Origin of the sequence: Nitratireductor kimnyeongensis (genome assembly GCF_019891395.1) — a bacterium.
Classification (GTDB): Bacteria; Pseudomonadota; Alphaproteobacteria; order Rhizobiales; family Rhizobiaceae; genus Nitratireductor; species Nitratireductor kimnyeongensis.
Map to the genome: position 1 here is coordinate 2483919 of NZ_CP078143.1, position 24126 is coordinate 2508044.

At 61.4% G+C, this 24126-nt stretch carries 18 protein-coding genes; 9 read left to right on the forward strand and 9 right to left on the reverse strand.

Features of this window, described 5'->3' with window-relative positions:
- Position 1 precedes the first annotated feature (1 nt).
- From KW403_RS11760 to KW403_RS11775, 4 genes are all read right to left on the reverse strand, one after another.
- A complete protein-coding gene (locus tag KW403_RS11760) occupies positions 2–847 on the reverse strand; it encodes an ABC transporter permease (RefSeq protein ID WP_223019669.1) in 846 nt (281 codons plus the stop codon).
- Positions 837–1607 carry an ABC transporter ATP-binding protein gene (locus KW403_RS11765; RefSeq protein WP_223019670.1) on the reverse strand — a complete coding sequence of 257 codons (771 nt, stop codon included), beginning with the start codon at positions 1605–1607 and terminating at the stop codon, positions 837–839. The genes KW403_RS11760 and KW403_RS11765 overlap by 11 nt, the downstream gene beginning before the upstream one ends.
- Positions 1608–1652: 45 nt before the next feature.
- Positions 1653–2672 (reverse strand): ABC transporter substrate-binding protein, encoded by a 1020-nt coding sequence (locus KW403_RS11770; protein WP_223019671.1) that lies wholly within the window; start codon positions 2670–2672, stop codon positions 1653–1655.
- 643 nt (positions 2673–3315) lie between these two features.
- The gene (locus KW403_RS11775) at positions 3316–6735 is read right to left on the reverse strand and encodes an indolepyruvate ferredoxin oxidoreductase family protein (protein WP_223019672.1); all 3420 of its coding nucleotides are present in this window, start codon (positions 6733–6735) and stop codon (positions 3316–3318) included.
- Positions 6736–6877: 142 nt separating this feature from the next.
- Here KW403_RS11775 and KW403_RS11780 point away from each other — a divergent pair, with 142 nt between their 5' ends.
- The gene (locus KW403_RS11780) at positions 6878–7357 is read left to right on the forward strand and encodes an Lrp/AsnC family transcriptional regulator (RefSeq protein ID WP_007006934.1); all 480 of its coding nucleotides are present in this window, start codon (positions 6878–6880) and stop codon (positions 7355–7357) included.
- A gap of 52 nt (positions 7358–7409) precedes the next feature.
- Positions 7410–8729, forward strand: a complete 1320-nt coding sequence (locus KW403_RS11785) for an NAD(P)H-dependent oxidoreductase (protein ID WP_223019673.1) — start codon at positions 7410–7412, stop codon at positions 8727–8729.
- Between the two features lie 153 nt (positions 8730–8882).
- On the opposite strand, the gene proC is transcribed toward KW403_RS11785, so the two are convergent.
- Positions 8883–9689: a pyrroline-5-carboxylate reductase gene (gene proC / locus KW403_RS11790; RefSeq protein ID WP_223019674.1), complete on the reverse strand. Its 807-nt coding sequence runs from the start codon at positions 9687–9689 to the stop codon at positions 8883–8885.
- 290 nt (positions 9690–9979) lie between these two features.
- On the opposite strand from proC, the gene cml reads away from it, so the two are divergent.
- Complete coding sequence (cml, locus tag KW403_RS11795) at positions 9980–11170, forward strand: CmlA/FloR family chloramphenicol efflux MFS transporter (RefSeq protein WP_223019675.1); 1191 nt, start codon at positions 9980–9982, stop codon at positions 11168–11170.
- Between the two features lie 48 nt (positions 11171–11218).
- Here cml and KW403_RS11800 read toward each other — a convergent pair whose 3' ends face one another.
- Together KW403_RS11800 and KW403_RS11805 are read right to left on the reverse strand one after the other, a co-directional pair.
- On the reverse strand, positions 11219–12478 hold the full coding sequence (locus KW403_RS11800; protein WP_223019676.1) for an Hsp70 family protein: 1260 nt from the start codon (positions 12476–12478) through the stop codon (positions 11219–11221).
- A gap of 83 nt (positions 12479–12561) precedes the next feature.
- Positions 12562–13560, reverse strand: a complete 999-nt coding sequence (locus KW403_RS11805) for a glycosyltransferase family 2 protein (protein WP_223019677.1) — start codon at positions 13558–13560, stop codon at positions 12562–12564.
- Between the two features lie 184 nt (positions 13561–13744).
- Between KW403_RS11805 and KW403_RS11810 the strand changes: the two genes are divergently transcribed.
- The 3 genes from KW403_RS11810 to KW403_RS11820 are packed head-to-tail and all read left to right on the forward strand — an operon-like array spanning position 13745 to position 16574.
- The gene (locus KW403_RS11810; protein WP_223019678.1) at positions 13745–14920 is read left to right on the forward strand and encodes a glycosyltransferase family 4 protein; all 1176 of its coding nucleotides are present in this window, start codon (positions 13745–13747) and stop codon (positions 14918–14920) included.
- Positions 14917–15699 (forward strand): WecB/TagA/CpsF family glycosyltransferase, encoded by a 783-nt coding sequence (locus KW403_RS11815; protein WP_223019680.1) that lies wholly within the window; start codon positions 14917–14919, stop codon positions 15697–15699. Before KW403_RS11810 ends, KW403_RS11815 begins: the two co-directional genes overlap by 4 nt.
- Before the next feature lie 2 nt (positions 15700–15701).
- Entirely contained in the window at positions 15702–16574 is an 873-nt protein-coding gene (locus KW403_RS11820) for a DUF6492 family protein (RefSeq protein WP_223019681.1), read from the forward strand.
- 6 nt (positions 16575–16580) lie between these two features.
- Here KW403_RS11820 and KW403_RS11825 read toward each other — a convergent pair whose 3' ends face one another.
- Entirely contained in the window at positions 16581–17831 is a 1251-nt protein-coding gene (locus KW403_RS11825; protein WP_246637762.1) for a lipopolysaccharide biosynthesis protein, read from the reverse strand.
- A 489-nt stretch (positions 17832–18320) separates the two neighbouring features.
- Here KW403_RS11825 and KW403_RS11830 point away from each other — a divergent pair, with 489 nt between their 5' ends.
- From KW403_RS11830 to KW403_RS11840, 3 genes are all read left to right on the forward strand, one after another.
- Positions 18321–20729 (forward strand): GNVR domain-containing protein, encoded by a 2409-nt coding sequence (locus tag KW403_RS11830; RefSeq protein WP_246637763.1) that lies wholly within the window; start codon positions 18321–18323, stop codon positions 20727–20729.
- 151 nt (positions 20730–20880) lie between these two features.
- A complete protein-coding gene (gene folD / locus KW403_RS11835; protein ID WP_223019684.1) occupies positions 20881–21777 on the forward strand; it encodes a bifunctional methylenetetrahydrofolate dehydrogenase/methenyltetrahydrofolate cyclohydrolase FolD in 897 nt (298 codons plus the stop codon).
- Positions 21778–21846: 69 nt separating this feature from the next.
- Complete coding sequence (locus tag KW403_RS11840; RefSeq protein WP_223022542.1) at positions 21847–22809, forward strand: GlxA family transcriptional regulator; 963 nt, start codon at positions 21847–21849, stop codon at positions 22807–22809.
- On the opposite strand, the gene KW403_RS11845 is transcribed toward KW403_RS11840, so the two are convergent.
- On the reverse strand, positions 22803–24110 hold the full coding sequence (locus tag KW403_RS11845; protein WP_223019685.1) for a DUF2254 domain-containing protein: 1308 nt from the start codon (positions 24108–24110) through the stop codon (positions 22803–22805). The genes KW403_RS11840 and KW403_RS11845 overlap by 7 nt on opposite strands.
- Positions 24111–24126 lie beyond the last annotated feature (16 nt).

Sequence of the window (24126 nt, forward strand, 5' to 3'; positions counted from 1 at the left end):
GTCAGGTTCGCCATGAAAGAAGTCGCTTTTCAAGCTTGCCGATCAGCCAGGCAATGATGAGGCCAATGACCGAGAGAAGCGCCACACCGGCAATGAGCTGGTCGAGCGCAAACAGCGCCCCAGCCATCAGGATGTAGGCCCCGACGCCAAATTCCGCGCCAATCATCTCTGCCGCTACAAGCAGTACAATGGCAATGGAAGCCGATATGCGGAAGCCCGACAGGATGGCGGGCATCGCGCCGGGCACGATGATCTTGCGCACGATGGAAAGCCACGACATGCCGAAGGACTGGCCCATGCGGATGAGATTGCGATCCACATTGTCGACCCCGCCATAGGTGGCGATCACGGTGGGGAAGAAGGTTCCGAACAGTATGGTCGCCACCTTCGAGCCCTCGCCAATGCCGAACCAGATGATGAAGAGCGGCAGGAGCGCAATCTTCGGAATCGGAAAAAGCGCGGAGACCAGCGGAAGAAGCCCGGCACGGGCAAGGGAGAAAAGGCCGATGAACAGACCGACGGCAATGCCAAGCAGGCTGCCCAGCGACCAGCCGACGATCAGGCGATAAAGGCTCGCGCCCAAATGCTTCCACAACATGCCGGTCTGGAAGAGATCAACCAGCGCACCGAATGCCTCGGAAGGGGCCGGCAGTGCGATTGCGCTGATGAAGCCGGACCGCGAGCCCAACTCCCAGATCGCAAGAATGGCGATGAAGAGAATCGGCGCCACGGGACCGAGCGAGCGGTGGACGAAACCGCCTCCCCGGAAGGGAACGGGGCGCTGACCATCCGTTTCGGATGCGACGGAGCCAGTGGCGGGCGCTTCGCGCGCGGCATCATGCGACATCGGAAATCTCCCGATCGGCTTCGCGTGCTTCCTCGCGCATGATGTCCCAGACGCGGCGCTGAAGGGTTTCGAGCTCTGGCAGTCGGTCGGCACGTTCTGCGAGCGGCATGTCGATCTCGACCACGTCGCGGATGCGGCCGGGGCGGCGGGACAGCACAATGATGCGACTGCCGAGGCGCACGGCCTCGTTGAGGTTGTGCGTGACGTAGCAGGCGGAAAACCGTTCGCGGGTCCATAACGCCACGAGATCGTCCATCAGGAGTTCGCGGGTCTGGCTGTCCAGCGCCGAAAGCGGCTCGTCCATCAGCATGATGGCCGGCTTGACGGCGAGCGCGCGGGCAATGGCCACGCGCTGCTTCATGCCTCCGGAAAGCTGGCGCGGCAGCGCCTTTGCGAAATCGGACAGATTGGTGCGGGCAAGCACATCGGCTATGATGGCCTTGCGCTCGGCAGCGGCGATGCCGTGATCTTCCAGCACAAGACTGACATTGCCTTCCACGCTGCGCCAGGGAAGAAGGGCGAAATCCTGAAAAATGTAGGTCAGCGGATTGAGCGAGCCTTCCGGTGCCGGGCCGGACAGAAGCGCTTGTCCTTGATCCGGCTTTTCCAGCCCACCGGCGATGCGCAGAAGCGTGGACTTGCCGCAACCCGAGGGGCCGACGATGCAGACGATTTCTCCATCATCCACGGTGAGCGAAATGTCGTCGAGGACGGTCCTACCGCCATAGTGATGGGTAATGTTTCTGAGAAGAAGCTGCATCGGCTCAAAGAATACCGCCCCGGGCGGGCCGGGGCGGTTTCGCTGTTAGCGGGTTTCCACGAAGCTGGTGTCAACCAGCCTTTCCATTGTCACGCCTTCGGGCACAAGGCCTTCCGACTTGAACCATTCAAGCTGATCCTCGACGCTGGCGACGCTCAGCGCTGCCCCTTCGTTGATGCGCATGGCGCCGGCGCGAATGCGCGGGTCGGCCTTTTCCAGCGGTTGGTCGGAATAGACATATTTGTGGATCATCGCCACAATCGCTGCAGTGTCTTCTTCACTCATGGACTTGTCGACAAGCGCGGCGTTGTAATCACTGATGCCTTCGGAAAGACCGGCGAGGAAGCGTTCGACCAGATCCTTCTTTTCAGTCGCGTTCTTCGTCGAGGTGAAGACCGTCGTGACCTGATAATTGTCGATATAGTCGGAGACCTTGCCGATTTCGACGACTTCCGGACCGTTGGTGAGTGCGCCGGCGATGTTCGGCACGATGGACCATGCATCTATCTGGCCGCTCTTGAGCGAGGCGATGACGGCCGGCACTTTCTGCAATGGTTTCACCTGGATCTCCGCGCGGTCGAATCCTTCCTTGTCGGCGATCTTGTGCGCCATGTAATGGAAGGAGGAACCGGTGGTGGTGATGCCGTAGGTGCGGCCTTTCAGGTCGGCGGGCGTCTTCACGCCGGCGTCGTATGCGGCCTTGGAGGCGAGGATCTTCTGGCCCTCGACATCCGGCGTTTCCTGCAGGGCGCCGCCGATGATCTTGACCACGCCCTTGTCGGCAAGGCTGATCAGGCCACCGGAAATGGCCGTCATGCCGAAATCGACGTCACCCGATGCGATGGCGACCGCCATGGGTTGCGCGGCCTGGAACGAGACGAACTCGACCTCGAGATCCTGCGCTTCGAAATAGCCTTTCGCCTCGGCAATGATGCTGGGCGAATGGGATGTGAGCGACAGAATGCCGACATTGATCTTGTCGGCGGCCTGCGACGGTAGTGCAAATCCGACCACGGCGGCGGAAAGGGCGAGTGCGCCAAGCGCACGGCGGGTGATGACAGTCATGAGGACCTCTCGGAATATCTTCGACCAATGCTATTTGCACAGTCGGCGGACCGGAGCAAGCAAATGGGACGACAAGAAGGTCGAAAGATTTCATGAAACTGTTTTATATCAGAGCCTTACGGGAGGTTTGCGCGGAGAGGCGAAACCCGGCGCAAAGCGCATTTCATGAGTATTTGCAGGACACCCCGGTTGCCATGGAAAGCATCCGTCGTCTCCCTCGGCTTCTCATGGCTAGACGATAGGATCCATGCCGTTGCGGTGGACATTGGTACAGGCGTGGAAAACGACGCGCATTCTTTGAGAGGCTGGGCTTTGTCTTCGGCGTTCTGGCACGGATCCTCGGGGCAAGCCATAGGATGACGAAAGGGTCGTGGGGAGGGGGTGGGTTTTCTTCCTTCTGAGCTTGCCGAAAGGCAGGCAGGGAAAGATGAAGGAACGTGAATTGGGAAGCGCGCGTCCTCTCTCTCGTCATCCTATGGCTTGACCATAGGAACCATGCCGTTGCGGTGGCGTCTGCACCGGCGTGGAAAACGACGCGCATTCTTTGAGAGGCTGGGCTTTGTCTTCGGCATTCTGGCATGGATCCTCGGGTCGGGCCCGAGGATGACGAAGGAGCGGGGTGGGGAGCGATCTTCAGGCGTGCCTAAAGACGCGCATCCATCTCGGCACGGATGCGCTTGGCGGCTTCCTCCTTAACCGGACCGTAGCCTCGGATCTGCATCGGAAATGCAAGGATCTCGGCCAGTTCTGACACGTTGCCGGCGTCGAGATGCGCAAGCGCCTTTTCCACATGCGCTTCGTACCAATCGATCAATTCGCGCTCCATGCGTCGTTCGGCGGTGTAGCCGAAAGGATCGAAGATGGTGCCGCGCAGGCGCTTCATGCGGGCGAGCATGCGGAACGGCAGGCGCACCCAGGGGCCGAACTCACGCTTGAGCGGACGGCCGCGTGCATCCCTGCCGGAAGCAAGGAAGGGTGGGGCGAGATGGTGCACGATGCGATAATCACCTTCGAACTCGTCGGCAATGCGGGCGGAGAAACCCGTTTCCGTGTGCAGTCGCGCGACCTCGTATTCGTCCTTGTAAGCCATGAGCTTGAAGAGAGCGCGGGCAACGGCCCGGCTGGCGGCATCGCTGCCCAGCGGGGCCTCGGCATTGCGCACACGATCCACGAGACGGCGGTAACGCGCGGCATAGGCGGCATTCTGGTAGTCGGTCAGGAAGGCCTCGCGGCGGGTGACGATCTCGTCAAGCGTTCCGTCGTTCCGCGGCTTCGGATCGAGCAGGCCCTTCAGAGCGTCGGGCTTTTCTGCCGCCAGCCGGCCGATGAGAAAGGCCCGTTGGTTTTTCTCGATGGCGACGCCGTTGAGCACGATGGCCTGGGTGAGTGCGTTGAGCGAAACGGGCACGAGGCCCTTCTGCCAGGCGAAGCCGAGCATCATGACATTGGCAAACACCGTGTCGCCCATGAGCTTTTCGGAAAGACGGTTGGCGTCCATGGCGGCGAGCGCATCGCTGCCCGTCACGCCTTCGATGGCGGCAAGCCGCTGGTCGACGTGGAGGCTCGCATCGCGTTTGCGCACGATGTCGCCGGTGGGCATCTCGGCAAGGTTCACCACCGCGCGCATGCCGGGACGGTAGCTGGCCGACGCCTTGGGCGAGGACGACACGACGATGTCACAGCCGATCAGCGCATCCGCCGCATTCCGGTCGATGCGCACCTGATGGATATCGTCGGGAGAAGATGCCAGCCGGACATAGGAGAGCACCGGCCCGAACTTTTGCGCGAAGCCGGTGAAATCAAGAACGCTGGAGCCGCGTCCCTCCAGATGCGCGGCCATGGTGATGAGCGCGCCGACGGTGACCACGCCGGTTCCGCCCACGCCGGTGATCATAAGATCGAACGGGCGGTCGAGCGCCGGCAGGTCGGGATCGGGGAGATCGCCGGCAAGCCGTGTCAGGTCGATCTCCATGCCTGAGCGCTTCTTTCGGGTTGCGCCCTCGATGGTGACAAAGCTCGGGCAGAAGCCGTTCATGCAGGAAAAGTCCTTGTTGCAGGACGACTGGTTGATCTTGCGTTTGGTGCCGAACTCGGTTTCGAGCGGCTCGACGGAGAGGCAGTTGGACTCCACCGAACAGTCGCCGCAGCCCTCGCAGACGAGGTCGTTGATGACGACGAATTTCTTCGGGTCTTCCATAAGGCCGCGCTTGCGGCGGCGGCGCTTTTCGGTTGCGCAGGTCTGTTCGTAGATGAGGGCCGAGACGCCCTTCACCTCGCGCAGCTCACGCTGGACGGCATCCAGCTCGCGGCGATGATGGATGGTGGTGCCCGCGGGCAGCTCGCCGGGCTGGAATTTTTCCGGTGTGTCGGAAACAAGCGCGATGCGCTCGACGCCCTCGGCACGGGATGAATGGGCGATGGCCTGAACGCTGACGGGACCGTCCACCGGCTGGCCGCCGGTCATGGCCACGGCGTCGTTGTAGAGGATCTTGAAGGTGATGTTGGCTTTTGCGGCAATCGCCTGCCGCACGCCCATGGAGCCGGAGTGATACCAGGTGCCTTCCCCGAGATTCTGGAAGACGTGATTCTTGCCGGTAAAGAGCGAGGAGGCCGCCCAGTTAACGCCCTCGCCGCCCATCTGGATCAGCGAGGTGGTTTCGCGGTCCATCCAGCTTGCCATGAAATGACAACCGATGCCCGCCAGCGCCTGCGAGCCTTCAGGCACTTTGGTGGAGGTGTTGTGCGGGCAGCCGGAGCAGAAATAGGGCGTGCGGGTCGCGCCTTCCACCTGTAGGGCGATGGGCGGTGTGGCGAGGATTTCTTCAGCGCGAGCCACGAAACCGTTTCCGGGGAAAATGCCTTCGAGCCGCCGGGCGACGATGGGCAGAAGCAGGCGTGGCGAAAGCTCGCCGGTCCACGGCACGAGGCGTTCGCCATCCTCGTCGCGCTTGCCCACCATGGCGTGCGGCTTGTGGCCGGGCCAGTCGTAGAAATACTCCTTGAACTGGCTTTCGACGATGCCGCGCTTTTCCTCGATGACGAGGACTTCCTGCTTGTCTTTCACGAAGTCGAGTGCTGCGCGGCGGGCGAGCGGCCACACCATGCCGACCTTGTAGATGTCGATGCCGAGCTGCCGGCATTCGGCCTCGCCGATGCCCAGAAGGCGCAGCGCCTCCATCAGGTCGAGATGGGCCTTGCCGGTGGTGACGATGCCGAAACGGGCATCCTTCACATCATAGATGTGGCGGTCGATGGGATTGGCTTCGGCAAACGCCAGAACGGCGTGCTTTTTCGCCTCCATGCGCTCCTCGATCTGCGGGCCGGGAAGGTCCGGCCAGCGATAGTGGAGCCCGCTGGGAGGCGGGGTGAAATCGGGTGTGGCAAACACGCGGGGGGCGGGGATTTCGATGGAGGCCGCCGATTCCACCGTTTCCGAGATGGCCTTGAATCCGACCCACATGCCCGAGAAACGCGAAAGCGCGTAGCCATATTCTGCGAAGGCCAGATATTCCGACACGCTGGCCGGATTGAGCGTGGGCATGAACCACGCCATGAAGGCGACATCGGACTGGTGCGGCATGGAGGAGGAGACACAACCATGATCGTCACCGGCAACCACCAGCACGCCGCCATGGGGCGAGGAACCATAGGCGTTGCCGTGCTTCAGCGCATCGCCCGAGCGGTCGACGCCGGGGCCCTTGCCATACCAGAGGCCGAAAACGCCTTCGACCTCGCGCTTCGGGTTGGTCTCGACCTGCTGGCTGCCGAGCACGGCGGTGGCGGCGAGATCCTCGTTGACGGCGGGGAGGAATTCGACGCTGGCGGCGTCGAGCCGGTCCTTCGCCTTCCAGAGCTCAAGGTCGAGCGCGCCCAGCGGCGATCCGCGATAGCCGGAGATGAAACCTGCCGTGTTGAGGCCGCTCGCGCGGTCGCGGCGCGCCTGATCGAGCACGGCGCGCACGAGCGCCTGCGTGCCGGTCATGAAGACGCGGCCCTTTTCCTGGGTGTAGCGGTCCTCGAGCTGATAGTGCGCGAGTTCGCCGGCCTTGGGTTGGACGGTCATGCAATTCCTCCGGTGCAGACTGGAAGAATTCTAAACCGGAGAGCGTGGAAATTTGTGCCAGATTTGGCGATTGGAATTTGGTTTCTGGAAGGATTGACCGATATATATCGGTGTATCGGAGAATTTTTCAGGATTTGGACCTATGCCCGAAAAGCTGAATGAACAGGACAGGAAGCTTCTGGACGCGCTTCAGGCCAATTGCCGGCTCTCGAACCAGGAGCTGGCGGAGCGGGCCGGCATGTCGGCTTCGGCCTGCTGGCGGCGGGTGAAGGCGCTGGAGGAAGCGGGGCTGATCACGCAATATGCGGCTCTGCTGGATGTGGAGAAGGCGGGGCTGGGGTTTCAGGCCATCGTGCATGTGTCGCTGACGCGGCATGACCACCGGCATGTGGATACGTTCATCGCCGAGACGCGGCGCCGGCCCGAAGTGCTCGACTGCTACTCCACGACGGGTGAGGCGGATTATCATCTGCGCGTCGTGTGCCGGGACCTGGCGGCCTATAACCGGTTTCTGGAGGACTTTCTGTTTCGCCTGCCGGGCATCGCCAATGTCCGCACCAACCTCGTTCTGAAAGATATCAAGAAGAACAGTCCTGTCCCGGTGCAGCTTAAGGCCAATTGACAAGCGGCGTTCGGTCACTTCCCTTTCGGGCACCAAACGAGGAGAAGTTCGAATGACGAATGTGGCGCTTACCGGCCTTGCACGCGATCTTGAGCAGAGGGCGGAAGAGGGGCGGCCGGTGCGCATCGGCTTGATCGGCTGCGGCGAGATGGGCACGGACATCGTCACGCAGGTGGCGCGCATGAAGGGCATCGAGGTGGCGGCCATTGCCGACACACGGCCCGAACGCGCGGCAAAGGCCATCGAGATTGCCGGGCGTGATGTCGGGAGCGCGGTGGAGGCGGCAACGGCAGGCGCGATCAGTGATGCGATCCGGTCCGGGAAAACGGCGCTCTGCGGCGATTCCCTGATGGTGGCGCAGAACGATCTGGTGGACGTGGTGATCGACGCCACGGGCAAGCCGGCGGTGGGCGCGGAGATCGGCCTTTCGGCGATGGAGGCAGGCAAGCATCTCGTCATGATGAATGTCGAGGCGGATGTGACCATCGGCGCTTATCTGAAGCGCGAGGCGGCGCGGCTGGGCGTGACCTATTCGCTGGGGGCGGGCGATGAGCCGTCTTCCTGCATGGAGCTGATCGAGTTCGTCTCCGCCATGGGGCACGACATTGTTGCCGCCGGCAAGGGCAAGAACAACCCGCTCAATGTGGATGCGGTGCCGGACGATTACGCCGAGGAAGCGGAACAGCGCAACATGAATGTGCGCATGCTGGTCGAGTTCGTCGACGGCTCCAAGACGATGGTGGAAATGGCGGCCATCGCCAACGCCACGGGCCTCGTTCCGGACAGGCCGGGCATGCATGGCCCGGCGGCAAGCCGCGAGGAGCTTTCAAGCGTTCTTTGCCCGATTGCCGATGGCGGTGTGCTCTCGAAAAAGGGCTGCGTCGATTTCACGGTTGGCAAGGGGGTTGCGCCCGGCGTGTTCGTGGTGGCGGAGATGGAGCATCCGCGCCTGCGCGAGCGCATGAACGATCTGAAGCTGGGCGCGGGGCCGTATTACACCTTCTTCCGGCCCTATCACCTGACCTCGCTGGAAGTGCCGCTCACCTGCGCGCGCGCGGTGCTCTATGGCAAAGCCGACATGGTGCCGCTCGACAGGCCGGTTGCGGAAGTCTGTGCAGTCGCCAAGAAGGATCTCGCGCCGGGCGACCGGCTCGACGCGATTGGCGAATACAGCTATCGCGCCTGGATCATGACAGCGGATGAAGCGCGTGCGGCAAAGGCCGTGCCCTGCGGGCTCCTTGAGGGTGGCACGATGACCGCGCCGGTGAAGAAGGGCGCACTTCTCACCCAAGAAAATGTTGCGCCCGACGCGGCTTCGCGGCTGGTAGCACTGAGAGCGCGGCAGGACGCGATGGTGTTTGGCGAGGGTTGATGATGGCGTGGGGCGTTCGCCCCTCATCCTCACCTTCTCCCCGTTCACGGGGAGAAGGTGGCCTTGAAGCTGGCACCTGCCCTTCCGATTGGCTTCCTTCTACCCGCCTGCGGGGAGAAGGTGCCGGCAGGCGGATGAGGGGCCTGCGCGCCTCTATTTCCCCAATTCGATGGAGCGCTTCTTGGCGGCATCGACGGCGTCGCTCACAAGATCAAGCAACCGGTTGTCCTCCATGAAAACCGAGAGCGCGGCGGCGGTGGTGCCGTTGGGGCTCGTCACCTGTTCGCGCAGCCTGCCCGGCTCATCGTCGCTTTCTTTTGCCAGACAAGCCGCGCCATAAACGGTCTGCATGGCAAGAAGCTTTGCGGTTTCTGCAGGCAGGCCGGCCTTTTCGCCTGCCGCCGTCAGGCATTCGATGAAGTGGAAAATGTAGGCCGGACCGGAGCCGGAAACGGCGGTCACGGCGTCCATCAGCTCTTCATTGTCGATGATGGTGACCGCGCCGCTGGTGGCCAGCAATTCCTCGGCGAAGGCTCTTGCCTCGCCGGTCACATTGCGGTTGGAGAAGAGCACCATCATGCCCTTGCCGATGGCGGCGGGAGTGTTGGGCATGCAGCGCATGATGGCGGCATGGCGGCCGAGAATTTCCTCGAACGTGGCCGTGCCTGTGCCGGCAAGAACGCTGACGAAGGTGGCTTTGTCGGCAAAGCGGGCATAGGCTGGGGCGACATCGCGGATGACCTGCGGCTTGACGGCGAACACGATCATGTCGGCACCTGCGTCAAGCTCGTCAACGCTTTCGGCAACGGTTACACCCAGGGCCGCAGCGCGTGCGCGCAGGCCCTCGTTAGGCTCTATGACGGTGGCGTCCTTCGAGGCCAGCTTGCCTGCGGCGATCCAGCCCTTCAGCATAGCATAACCCATATTGCCGCAGCCGACGAGGATGACCGATTTGCCCATGAAACTTCTCCCTTGATGATCGCAAAGGAATGCCGCGTGCGGGCTTGGAATGCAACGACTGAGAGGTCTGCGCAGGGAAATTCCCGTTTGCGGGCCGAGGGAGGGTTTGCTAAAGCGCGTTATCGAACTCGATCAACCACCGGACACGGGGCCGAAGCATGAGCGCCAAGAAAGCACGCAAATAAGCCGCAGCGACTTTTCTGTTGTTGCGGCTGCCTGTCCGGGTTCCCCTGAAATCATCATGAACTGCAGGCGCCGCCAAATGCCTTCCATTTGACGGATGCTTTGTCATGCCAAATCGAAATCCGCGGCTGTGGAGTTACAGCCTGCCGGTGGCGCTCGCGCTGCTGGCACCTTTCAATATTCTTGCCTCGCTCGGCATGGATATCTACCTGCCAGTCGTTCCGGCAATGCCGGCAATTCTCGGCACCACACCGGCCACGATCCAGCTGACCCTCACGCTTTATATGATCATGCTTGGCGTGGGCCAGGTTGTGTTCGGTCCCCTGTCGGATCGCTGGGGCCGAAGGCCGGTCCTTTTGGGTGGAGCTCTCCTTTTTGCGGGCACGTCACTTGCGCTTGCGGCGACATCGACAGCGGGTCTGTTTCTGGCGCTTCGGGTTGCACAGGCCGCAGGTGCTTCAGCGATGCTTGTGGCGCTCTTCGCGACCGTTCGGGACGTCTATGCCGGACGACCTGAAAGTGCCGTGGTCTACAGCCTTCTGAACGCGATGCTCGCCTGCGTACCGGCGTTCGGCCCGATTGTCGGTGCGCTGATCGCCGAAAACCTCGGTTGGCGCGCGATCTTCATGGGGCTTGCTGCACCCGCAGTTGTGATGCTTGTGTGGTCGCTCGCCGGATGGCATGAAACACGGCCGCGCGATGAGGGGATGCGCGGGGTCTCGTTCGCCCCAATGCTTCGCAACTTGCCGTTCTGGGCCTATACGCTCGCTTTCGGAACGGCGATGGGCACATTCTTCGTGTTCTTCTCCACTGCTCCGCGCGTATTGATCGAGAAGGCAGGCTATTCCGAGTTCGGCTTCAGTCTCGCCTTTGCGACCGTCGCTTTCATAATGATGGCAACGGCACGCTTCGCCGCGCGTTTCGTGGAACGCTGGGGTATCGCCGGCAGTGTCATGCGCGGCATGGCCACGATGATTCTGGGTGCGTTTCTGCTCCTTGCAGGCGCGTTGTTCCTGCCGCCATCGTTCCTGTCATTCATCCTGCCCATGTGGCTCATGGCGGTTGGGATCGTCTTCACCACGTCGGTCACTGCCAACGGTGCTCTGGAGGATTTTGGCGATATGGCAGGAACGGCAGTGGCTCTCCACTTCTGCATTCAAAGCCTGATCGTCGGCCTCGTCGGCACAGCTTTCGTCGTTGCGTTTGATGGCGCCACCGCCATGCCGCTGATTGCCTATGTAACCGTCATGGCTGTGGTTACGCTTCTTGCGCTGATGCGGTTGCGAAGGTGGAGCTGAACCGGAAAAAATATGCGGGCCGGTCCACCGGCCCGCATGCCAATCAGTTCAGGTGCCGAACCGGCGGCCTGCGTCCAACGCGAGACCGCGTCCGACGGAGCCGAACATGTCGCCTTCGACGACGGACGCCGCAGGCAGCATGCGCAGGACAGTCTCGCGCAGGAGCGGGATGGCCGAGGAGCCGCCAGTGAGGAAGAGAGCGGTGATCTGATCGGGCGCGATGCCAGCATGGACAAGCGTTTCCGAAACGGCATTTTCCACGCGGCCTACGGTGGCGAAGATGGCGTCATTCAGCTGGTCGCGGGTGACCGGCAGGTCGAGACTCTCGTCTATAAGCTGAAGCTTGATGGCGCTTTCGGTTTGATCGGTGAGGGCAATCTTTGCCCGTTCCACCGCGCCGACCGCCGCATGGCCCTGCCGGTTGGCGACCACGTCGATCATCCGCTCGACAAGCTCGGGCCGGGCAGCTTCGTAGCGGATCTGCTTCAGATCCGTCATGGCGCGGTTCGTGTAGAGCATGTGGATGCGCTGCCAGGTGGCCAGATCGTTGAAATAGCCCGCCGGCAGATAGCGTTTGCCGTCTTTTGTCTGCGTACGATAGCCGAATTCCGGCATCAGGCGGGCGAGGCTCAATAACCGGTCGAAATCCGTACCGCCGATATGAACGCCATGGTTTGCGAGAATGTCGTCCTTGCGGTCTGCACGTTTGGCGCGCTCTGAGGAGACGCGGACGATGGAAAAGTCGGACGTGCCACCGCCGATATCGACGATCAGCGCCAGTTCCTCGCCCGTGACCTGCTGCTCATAGTCGAGGGCCGCGGCGATCGGCTCGAACTGAAACTCGATATGGGCGAAGCCGCGGCGCTGCGCGGCCTTTTCCAGTTCGTCCTGCGCGCGGCGGTCGGCTTCCGGATTGTCATCGACAAACTGCACCGGGCGTCCAAGCACGATGTTGTCGACCGGTCCGCCGAGATGGTTTTCCAGATTGTCTTTCAAGAAATGCAGAAACGAGCCGATAATGTCGGAAAAGGCGATGGAATGCGCCTTTATGCGCGTTTTCTCATGAATGAGGGATGAGCCCAGAACGCTTTTGAGGGCCCGGAGGAGGCGGCCCTCCACATTCTCCGTATAGCGGCTTACGGCACCGCGCCCGAAATACGTGCGGTCATCCTCGAAGCTGAAGAACACGGCGCTCGGCATGGTGACCTCACCCGCTTCGAGCGCGATCAGGCGGGGCTGCCCATCCTCCATGAAGCCTACTGTGGAATTCGACGTGCCGAAGTCGATGCCGCCGCTGAGCGCTCGCATGGGACTGTCCTTGCCGGAGTGTGGATCGATTGAGGGAGGGGAGCGATACACAATCGGCGGCGGGAAGTCGACTGCCTGCGGGGCTAATTCTTCTCCGGCTCGCGATATTGCTCGTTGGCATAGCCGAATTCGGCCATGACGCGGCCCAACCCGACATAGATGGGATACATGGCGGTCGAGATGGAGCCAGTCGCAGCGAGGCGAACCACGCCGCGGAGCGGCGAGGCGGCGAGCAGCGCCAGGCTCTTTGCAAAGACGCGAAGCCTTCCGAAGCCCTGATCTCGCCGCTTCTTCTTCTCGACAAGGGTGGAGATGACGCCGTTGCGCAATGCGCGGGCGCGGATCCAGTCCCGCTCGACGCGGCGCGCGGGTACGATCTCCTGCGTTTCGGCCTCGGCCGACCAGGCGAGGCGGAAGCCCTTCTGGCTGGCGCGGCTCAGAAAATCCGAATCGCCACCGCCCATGAAGTTGAAGCGCAGGTCGAGGAATGGGCGCGGCATCGCTTCCAGAACGGGTCGTGACAGAAGGAGATTGCCCGATGAGAAAAGCGCCGGAACAGGGCCCGTCCGATCATAGGGCGGGGCGAAGACCGGATGGCTGGCCCAGCGTTCATGCGCGGGCTTTGCGAAGACGGGCACCTGGGGCCCACCAACGATGTCGGCCTCGAAGCGTTCGGCGGTGGAGCACAGATTTTCCAGCCAGTGCGGAGAGGCCAGTTCATCGTCGTCAATGACGGCGAGATACCGGAAGTTCGGGAACTCGATCAGCGCCGTTTCCCAGCCCGCATTGTAGGCACAGCAATTGCCTCTTTCATGCGCGATGATCACGATTCCGTTGAAGGTGCCGTCGTCGAAAAGCGGAGCGGCGGCATGGGCGCCGGCACGCTCTTCGGCCTCATTCTCCATGACAATCACGGCAAATGGGCGCTCCGTTGCCTGAGAGGCGAGCGAATGGAGTGTGTTCAGTAGCTGGTCCGGGCGCTTGAAGGTGGGAACGGTGACGACACACGCTATGGATTGCGCGTCGAGCGAGGGCGTACGCGTTACGATCGAAACCGCTCTGCCTGTTTTGTTCTGCGTCACAATCCCGCCACGCGCTGCTGATTCGTGCTCTATAAGCGGTGGAGGCAATTAAGGCGGCGTTAAATACGGCGGGTTTTTTGCGGTGGGGAATTGTTGATTTTCCAGCGAAAATCCATCGGCAACGCCATTCCTTAATCAAGAGTTCATCGCTCTTTGGAAAAAACGTCATGAACAGGAATAGTGCATGCATCTGGTCTTTGCGACATCCATCGTTTCCGACGGAACACCCAAAAGCGGATATGAGATCGCCAACGCGGCCATTCTCGATGCACTTGCGCGCGCTGGCTGCCGGATCTCGGTGATGGGGTTTGCCTGGAAGGGACGTGCGGGACAGACCACATCCGAAGAGACATTGGTGCTTGGAGAACTGGACCCGCGCACGGAAGCAGCCAGTGGATCGACCAAGCTCGGCTGGCTCGCCAAAGCGATGACGAGAGGCATGACATTTTCCTCCGCCAAGATGCTGCTCGCCTCACCCGCAGACGTCCGTAAAGCATTGGGCAAGCTTGGACCGGTCGACGGGGTGATTTTCAATTCCGTCCAGTTTGCCGGAGCGTTTCGCCAGGTCTTTGCCGATTTGCCGTCCATTTATGTGGCGCACAATGTGGAGTATCTCTCCGCACAGCAAAGCGCGGCCGCCGCGCGGGGCTTCATTGAAGGTTTCATGTTTCGGCGTGAGGCACGCCTTCTCAGAACGTTGGAAGCGGAACTGTGCGCACAGGCGCGTTTCGTCTACACATTGACTGAGGAAGATCGCCAACTGCTGGGCGTGGCCGACGAGAATCGCTCGGCAGTGCTGCCGCTGGTGGCCCATGAGCCGGCGACTTTTTCCGCAGGTCCACGCCAGACGAGCTATGACGCTGCCTTGATCGGTACCTGGAGCTGGGCGCCGAACCGGATCGGCCTTGACTGGTTTCTGGAAGAAGTGATGCCGCATCTTCCCGAAGGTTTTCGCGTTGCCGTCGCCGGCGACGCGCCGGCAGAACTCGCGCAAAGATACCAGCGGGTGTCGTTTGTCGGGCGTGTCCCTGATGCGGTAGAATTCGTGCGCAGCGGCAAGGTGGTGCCCCTGATCAGCCGCGCCGGCACGGGGGTGCAGCTCAAGACCATCGAAACGTTCGAGCTCGGCCTGCCAAGCGTGGCGACGAAGAGCGCGCTGCGGGGCATCTCATATAAACCGCAAAACTGCATTGTGGCCGATGATCCCCGCGCCTTTGCGGCAGCTTTGTTGCGCGCGGCCGAGGACCCGACCGATCTCGACGGGCGGAGATTCCACGAAGCCCAGCGAAAGGCGCTGGACACGGCCATTCTTGATGGACTTGATGAGGCTGGCTTCAACCGGCGGGATGCAGCCGCATGAATGTGGCGACATCGAAAAATGAGCAGGCGACGCTTCCGACCCGGGATATACTGGGTACGGCGGTGACGGTTATCGGTCGTGAACGCGCGATGACATTGCTGTCGGAGAGCATCGCGACGCGTCTGTTTACACCTGTCACGTTTCTCAATGCACACAATGCGAACGTGGCCATTGCGGATACGGGTTTCCGTGAGTTTCTGGAAAGGTTTGTCGTGCTGGCTGATGGCGTCGGTGTCGATCTGGCCTCGAGAATTCTCTATGGTGAGCCATTCCCCGACAATCTGAACGGCACTGATTTCGTTCCCGCATTTCTCCGCGCCCAAAAGCACAAGCTAACGGTAGCCCTGCTGGGTGCGCGGCGTGACAATGCTCTCGCGGCTGTCGGGAAACTGGCGGAAGAGGCACCGCAGCACGACTTCATCTTTCTGAATGATGGCTATTTCGACGCACAACAGGAAGAAGGCATTCTTGCTGAACTCAAAGAGATGCGCCCGGACGTTCTGCTCGTCGCCATGGGGGTGCCTCGCCAGGAGATTTGGATCGCCGATCATCTGGGACCCGAGCATTGTACGGTGCCGATCGCCGTGGGGGCTCTGTTCGATTTCTTAAGTGGCGCGGTTCCGCGCGCGCCGCTCTGGATGCGAAAATTGAGACTGGAATGGCTCTTTCGCCTCGGGCTGGAGCCGCGCCGTCTCTGGCGCCGCTATATCGTGGGGAACCCGGCCTTTCTTCTCAGGGTTTTCCGGCAAAAGTTCCGCGTCAAGCGGGGCGGAGCATAGCCATGGCCGCAGGGCGCAGCGTGGCCATCGTGACGCCAAGCTATGCGGGTGACTTCGACCGTTGCCGGCTTCTTTGCGAATCGATGGATCGCTTTGTTTCCGGTTTTGATCGGCACTATCTTCTAGTTGCGGGTCACGATGTCGAGCGTTTTCGGGCTCTCGAATCGGATCGCCGGGTGGTGGTGGATGAGCGCGATCTTCTCCCCGCCTGGCTTCATGCGGTGCGCGACCCCACCGTGTTCTTCAAGCGTCATATTTGGCTGAGCACACGGCTGGCGCCCCTGCGCGGCTGGCATGTGCAGCAATTGCGAAGAATTGCCTTTGCCGAAAAGGCGGAGCAAGAGGTTCTGGTCTATTGCGATTCCGATGTCGTGTTTCTGAAACCTTTCGATTGCGGCGCGTTCTGGCAGGGTGAAAAGGTGCGTCTTTACCGCCGCGAAGGCGGAATGAGCACATTGGTCGATCTCGGACATCGCCAATGGTCGACCAATGCGGGACAAACGCTCGGCCTGCCAGCAGGGCAAAACACCGAGCACGACTACATCACGACACTGATTTCGTGGCGGCGTGACAGCGTGGTCGGCATGCTGCGCCATATCGAGACCCTGCATGGCAAGCCTTGGATCCGTGCGGTGGCCGCAGACAGGCGCTTTTCCGAGTGCATACTCTATGGACGTTATGTGGACGAGGTGCTTGCAGGCAGCGGGCATTTTCACGACGACCGCGCGCTTTGTCATGTGCTCTGGTTCGGGCGTGAACTCGACACTGGTGGCCTGGAAAAACTGATTGCCGAAATGGAGCCCTACCAGGTGGCGATCGGTATTCAGTCTTTCATCGAGACCGATCTCGAACCACTGCGTCGGATGATCCGCTGAAGCGGATCAGACGCGCTTGGCAGGCAGGGCGAGCGCGCGATAGGTCAGCATCATCGACAACAGATAGAGCACCGCGAAAACGGCATTCAGCGACACGATGATGTCGCCGGTCTCGGAGAACGATTTCAGCACGAGGGAGAGCAGGGCAGCTTTGACAGCGGCAAGCACTCCGAGATTGATCGCACGCAGGAAGGTCTGACCGCGGGCGAAGAGAAGATCGGCCTGATATTCGGTCAGGTTCCGCAGGCCGGGAACCGCGAGCGCCAGAATGACGAGAGGAGCGGCCTCCGCCACATTGCTGCCGAGCAGGGTAGGGTAGAAGGCGAGGATCGTCGCCATCGCCGCGAGAGCAAGAACCGATACCGCGAAAACCCCACCCTCTATCCCCAAACGCAGCTTCCAGCTCCTGAGCATTTCCGGGGACCGCATCATGCGTTGCACGAGCAGCATGGAGAAAGAGCGGATGGGGATTGCGGTGAGATCGACCAACCGCATGATGATCGCGTAGATGCCTGCCAGTGTGGGATTGCCGAGGGCCAAAACGAGCAGCTTGTCGAGTTCCATCTGAAGATAGAAAAGCACTTCAGCTCCGGCGACGTAGAGCGCGTCGGGAAGTCGGCGTAGATAGAGCGATGTTTGCAGCCGCAAGCGTTGCCGGGGGCAATAGAACAACAAGGCGAAGACGAGCGATGCGCCATTGGCAACCAGGTAGAACACGGTCCAGCTCAACAGGTCCTGGGTTGCATGAAATGTGAAGAGAAAGGCTGCAAGCGCTCGAATGGCGATGCTGACGATGAGGATCGTTGCGGCGCGGCCGAAGCGATTGAGGCCATTGTTGACGACGATCACGGTCTCCGTGAGACGCCACGCGACAGCCTCGGAGACGATTACCAGGGCGAAGGGAAGCACCCGCACATCGCCCGCGAAGAACACGAGATACAGAACGGCGCTGGCGAGCGCGATCAGCGGTAGCGAGGCAAGCGCCAGAACAAGGAAACCTGCGGCATAGGTCCCCAGAAGCCGAGGCTTGACCGTGGCAATGCGATACAGTGTGGCGGTGAAGCCGAGTGCAAGGATCCGCCCCACCATCACGCCGGCAGCGGACGCTGTGGCGAACAGCCCGAAATCGGCAATCGTCAGGCTGTTTGCCAGAATGACGAAATAGGCAAGAGAAAAGACCAGCCGCCCGGCCGACCCGCTGATCGCCGCAAGATAATCGCGCAGCACCTGCCGCTGGCTGGATATGAAATCACGCACTGAAATGAGAAGACCCCGGATCGCCTGGTTTGGATATGCGCTTTGCAGCAACACTATCCGACAAAACTTAATGCGCTGTTCCGCGAATTCCCACGCCGGCAAAAAACCTGTTTCGAAATGCTTACCGTTAACCCTTTGTTACCCGTGCCTCTTTAGCTTGAGTTAACATAATCGCGGGCTTATGCGCCCGCTTCCCGTTGATGAGCGAGAGCTGCGCGTACAATGTTCGACGCCGATAATCCAAGCAAGAAAAGGCATCGGAGCGGCGGACAAGTGCGTTCTCTGCTGTCAATACAGACGCCTGAGGAGGAGTCCGCGGAACCGTCCCGCCCACCACAGGGTTCGGCGCGCAAGGATCGCGGCGGTGGATCGCTGCTCTCGCGTGCACAAGAGGCGCGCGATGCTCAGGATACCCGGCGGGAAAGAGCGTCTTCGGCGGACGCCTATCTTCGGCGGGCTGAAGCCAACAGAGACACGAGGGGCCCTGAAATGGCGATGCGCGCTGAAGCGCGGCGCCAGCCTGGCGCATGGTCTGAAGCGACACAGGACCGCAAGCCGCCCCTGCGCGAACGTCTGATCGGCCGGCTTTTCCCTTTGCCCGAGGTGGGGTCCTCCGCGCAAAAACAGCAGCGGGCTGAGAGCGCACGCCGCCCGGAGGGAAGAGGGACAGCACGAAACGAGAATGCCAGGGCTCAAGAGCCTGATAGACCGAAGGAGTATGGTCGGTCGGTGTCCAGATCGCAACGACGGGCATCCGATGACCAGACATGGCGACCGCTGATTGATCCCGTTCAGGTGATCGGCGGTATCCTGCGCGCCAAATGGCTCATTCTTCTGACGACGATCCTCGGCGCGGTGATTGGTGTGATGATCGCCCTTTCAACGCCGAAAATGTATTACGCGGCCACGCAGCTTCTATTCGATCCGCGCGATCTGCAGATCGTCGAGCGTGATCTGACACGAGGCGGACTGCCCTCCGACGCCACTCTGGCGCTTATCGAAAACCAGGTCGCGATCATCACCTCCGGCAACGTTTTGTCCAGGGTGGTGGATGAGCTCGATCTCGCCGATGACCCGGAATTTAATGGCTCGGGCAGCGGCAGCATACTGAGCTTGTTGTTGAGTCCGCGCGCGTTGATCTCTGTGCTGATCAACGGCAATGATGACGATGGCGGCTCGGCTCGGCATACAATTGCAGTCGAGAATCTCTTCGAGGCGCTGGATGTCGGGCGGAACGCGAAAACATTTATCATCACCATCGGTGCGACCAGCAGAGATGCCGAAAAGTCGGCTTTGATCGCGACAACCACGCGGGATGTTTTCCTTTCTACCTACGGCGAATTGCAGTCGGCCACGGCAGGCCGCGCCAACCGCGAAATCACCGATCAGCTCCAGTCACTGCGTGACGAAGTCGAACAGGCCGAGCGGGCTGTCGCCGAATTCAAGGCCAAGAACGACATCGTGGATGCCCAGGGGCGCCTGATCACGGACGAAGAGATCCTGCGCCTCAACGAACAGCTTTCGGTCGCGCGGGCGCGTACCTCCGAGCTGAACGCGCGTGCTGCTGCAGCACGTTCGCTGGATGTGGAGACGGTGCTGGGCGGCGCTCTGCCGGAGCAGGTGGCCTCACCGGTGATGACGGAATTGCTCGCACAATATGCAAGCCTGAAGCAGCAGGCTGGACGGCTGGCGGTTCGGTTCGGCCCGCGCCATCCGGACCGGCAGGCTGTGGACGCGGAACTGGTCGGCGCGCGTGATGAGATTGCACGCGAGTTGCGCCGTGTGGTGGCCTCTAATCAGGTGGAGCTGCAGCGCGCGGTCCAACTCGAACAGGATCTTTCGGGGCAGCTTGCCCGGCTCAAGGTGCAGAAGGGGAACCTGGAATCGGAACGTGTGACACTGCGCGAACTGGAACGCGAGGCGAACGCCAAGCGATCAGTTTACGAAGCCTTGCTTTTGAGGGCACGTGAAACCGGGCAGCAAGAGCGCCTCAACACGGCGAATGTCAGCGTGATTTCTCAGGCCGTGCCACCACTCGACCCGACCGGTCCGTCGCGTTCGTCGATTGCGATGGCAGGTATGATTTTGGGTTTCATGTTCGGCGTGGGCCTTGGCGCGACGGGCGGAGCAATTCGCAGCCTGCGTGAAAATATGGCCGAGCGGCAGGCTGGTGACCATGGCGGTGGGAATGGCCATTGGGATCCCGATGATAGGGATCCCGACGATGGGAATGTTAGGGATTGGGATCCCGAGCCGGATCCCACATCGCCTGGAGGGGGTGCGCGCCGGCGCGACAATGAAGAGCGCGGTCATCGATACGCGGCCCAGAGGGAACCTTCTGCGGATCGGGGTCCGCGACCGAACGAACGCTATGCATCTGCGCACCCGCGTGATGATCGGGCGAATGCGGAGGCGTTTGCCGATGCGTTCGATGCCGATGAAAGCGCGGAACTCGTCGAGCGGGTTGACGAGCAACCCCGGACACGCGCCCGACCCGCAGCCCAGCCTCAATTCATGCGTCATGCTGCTCCCCGGCAAGCGCCTGCGCCAAATCTGCAAACCGTCGCCGCGCCGGCTTACCAACCGACATGGCCGGCAGCTCAGATGGCGATGCATCCGGGCATGATGGTTCCCGGGCCGATGCAGATGATGGCGCCGATGCCGCAGGTCGTGGGAATGCCGATGATGCAGCCCTATCCGATGTGGCAGCAGGCTCCCATGCCGTTTCAGCCTGATTTCGCGGTCATGCCGCAGCATGCGCCGGAGCGCGTCGACGACGAAGACGATGACCAGGATGAAGGCAGCGAGCGCTTCGATGAGATCCATGATCGCCTCAAGGCGGTGCGCCGCGAGGTGGATGCGCTGACCGCGCGTCGGTCCAACCGGCCGCGCTACTGACCCGAAAACACTCTCTTTCCCAATTCCGTCAGCAAACGACGCGCTGGCGGGATTGCGGATTGGGGATTTCCCCATTATGCGGACTCGTATGCGGTCCTCTTTCCGCAATGACAAACTTCGCATCCCTAGATAGCTGCAACCGGGGAAAGACATGGCCGAAATCATTGACGGAAAAGCCCTCGCGGAAGATGTGGTGGCGAAGGTCAAGACCGAGACCGCCAGGCTTGCTGAAAATGGTGTGACGCCGGGGCTCGCCGTGGTGATCGTTGGGGAAGATCCGGCCAGTCAGGTCTATGTCGCTTCCAAATCGCGCCGCGCGAAGGAATGCGGGTTTCATTCGGTGCAGCATTCCTTGCCGAAAGAGACCAGCGAGGAAGAGTTGGTGGCGCTGGTGGAGGACCTCAATGCCGATCAGGCGATCCACGGGATACTGGTGCAATTGCCTCTGCCCGAGCATATCGATGAGGGCCGTATCATTCAGGCCATCGATCCGGACAAGGACGTTGACGGCTTTCATTTCATCAATGTGGGCCGGCTAGGCACCGGCGCGCTGGGAAGCGCTTTCGTGCCGTGCACGCCTGCCGGTGCGATGCTGATGCTGGAACGGATGCGTGGCTGCGATCTTTCGGGGCTTTCGGCGGTGGTGATCGGTCGGTCCAACATTGTCGGAAAGCCGATGGCAAACCTGCTTCTGGCAGCGAATGCCACCGTGACGATTGCCCACAGCCGGACCAAAGACCTGCCCGCGCTTGCAAGGTCGGCCGACATTCTGGTGGCGGCGGTTGGCCGCCCTGAAATGATCAGGGGTGATTGGGTGAAACCGGGCGCGACGGTGATCGATGTTGGTATCAACCGCGTCCCCGCACCGGAAAAGGGTGAGGGGAAAACAAGGCTCGTCGGCGATGTGGCCTTTGCCGAGGCGCAGGAGAATGCCGGAGCGATCACGCCGGTGCCGGGAGGGGTAGGGCCGATGACCATCGCTATGTTGATGGCCAATACGCTGACATCAGCCTATCGCACTGCAGGACTTGAGCCGCCAGCCTTCTAACCCCTGAGACAAACTGGATCATCAGCCATGTCTTTCCTGCCCGACCAGCCTGCTTTACAACTATTGGCCATGGGCGAGGCGCGGCAGGATACCCGGCAGTTTGCCTTTCTGTTGGTAGACAGGTTTTCGATGTTTTCGCTGGCAGCGGCCATCGACACGGTGCGCTCGGCCAATCGTCTCCTGGGACGCGACGTCTACAGCTGGGTCACGGTTTCCGCTGACGGCGAAGCCGTGATGGCCTCCAATGGACTTCCGATCAAGATCGACTATGCGATCGCCGACCTGCCTCCAGTCGACATACTCTTCGTCTGCGTGGGCCTGACGACGGAATTCCCGGGAAAGAGCACTGTGCTGGCAGGTTTGCGTGCGCTTGGTCGTCGGGGCGCGGCCCTTGGGGCGCTGGCGGCCGGCTCATACCTTCTCGCGGAGGCGGGCCAGCTCGAAGGGCATCGTTGTACAATCCATTGGGAAAACCGCGCGTCCTTCATGGAGCGCTTTCCGGAGATCGAGTGCACCGGCAATGTCTATGAGATCGACCGGAAGCGCTACACCTGTGCAGGCGTGACCACATCCATCGATCTGATGCTGGAAATCGTGCGCAACGATCTGGGTGTGGAACTGGCCAACGAGGTGGCCAACCAGTTCCAGCACGAGCGCATCCGCTCGCCAGGCGATCGCCAGCGCACGGGGCCGGAGCGCGATCTCACCGGCAAATCGGAAAAGCTGAAGAAAATTGTCGAGCTGATGGCCGACAATCTGGACGAGCCCTATTCCGCGGTGCAGCTTGCAAGAGCGGCAAGCCTTTCGGTGCGACAGGTGGAACGGCTGTTTCTGCGGCATCTGGGCATGACGCCCGGGCGCTATTACATGCGCTTGAGGTTGGAGCGGGCGCGCGAGCTTTTGCGCCAGACCAATTTGCCGATACTCGACGTGGCGATTGCCACCGGCTTCACCTCGCACTCCTATTTTGCGCAGAGCTATCGCCAGCAATTCGGGCGCCCGCCCTCGGAAGAGCGGCGCACCACCTATTGAGATTGGTGTTCTGGCTCATTTTGATGGTTGTGCCAGGTGCCTTCGGTCAAGCCGGCTGCCAACTTTCGCAGAGCGACAATGTCGGGCTCGTGCGAACCTTCAGAGCCGGCGCGGGCCATGAAATCTTTCGCGAGGGTCGCTGCGGCCCTTTCGAACGCATCCGGTGCGACGCGGGCGAGCGAGGTCAGGCCGCGCAAAAGTGCCTCTTGAACATCGGGTGCAGCGGTCGCGGCTTCATAGGAGATCGGCCGAAAAGCCTCGTCCAGCAAACGCTCCGGGCTGACTGGCGCAAAACGAATGCGCGGATAAGGTGGGTCTTTCCGTTCCTCTTCCTTTTCCTTCAGCGCCCAGTTGGTCAGAAGACGCGTCTGCACGGTAAGCACGTGGTTGGCAGTCGACGGATCGTTGACGCCGGGCGACAAGGCCCGCCGCGCCACATCCGCCAGAACGAGAAAGCCGAAGCCGGGATCGGAATCGAAGGTGCGCTCCTCGCCGATGATGAAATCGCCACGGATGGCTTTCAGCACCGCCTCATCCGCTTCGCCGACGACCACAGCAATGGTCGTCGTATGGTCAACATAGTCTCCGGGCCGGACACGCACATGGATGACAAGCCCCTTCTCTTCCGCAATATCCTGAAGCGCGTGGGGGTCGAAATGCTGCACGAAGCCGACGCTGCCTGCCGCAACCTCGTGCCCGATGGGTGAACCTTCGCCCTCACTGCAGCCATAGAGACCGTCGCGGCCAAGCCGGTCGAGTGCCTGGCGGGTGGCATCTTCCAGGCGGCTCGTCATTTCCACCACGCGGCCCACGACGGAGATTTCGCGTACCCAGCGGATCAGCGCCCAGACAACGGCGAAGACGACAAGAAGGGTGGCGATGAACAGGATCAGGCGTCCGCCGAGTGTGTAGATGCCGCTCGACAGGCCGATAATGCCTATGATGGAAAAGAGAAAGGCGCCGATGAACACCGAAATCGTGGTGCGCGCGGCGCGATTGCCCGAAAAGAGCGGGACGGCACGGGGGGAGCCGGTCTGCGCCGCACTCGTGAGCAGGTTCACAAGGGTGGAGAGCGCAAACACCGCCACCGTGAGCATGCTTGACGCTACGATGCCCAGAATGTTGCGCAGCGCATCGGCCGAGACGGTGATCGGGATGGCGCTTTCCTCAAGCTCTTCAGGAAAGAAAGCGGCAGAAAGATAGGCGAGCGCCACCACGAGCACTGCCGACAGGCAAAACAGCGCAGGCAGAAACCAAAGGGCTCTCGAAACCCGTCTGAAAAGAAACCAATAGCCGTTCACAACCCCCTCCAATCAA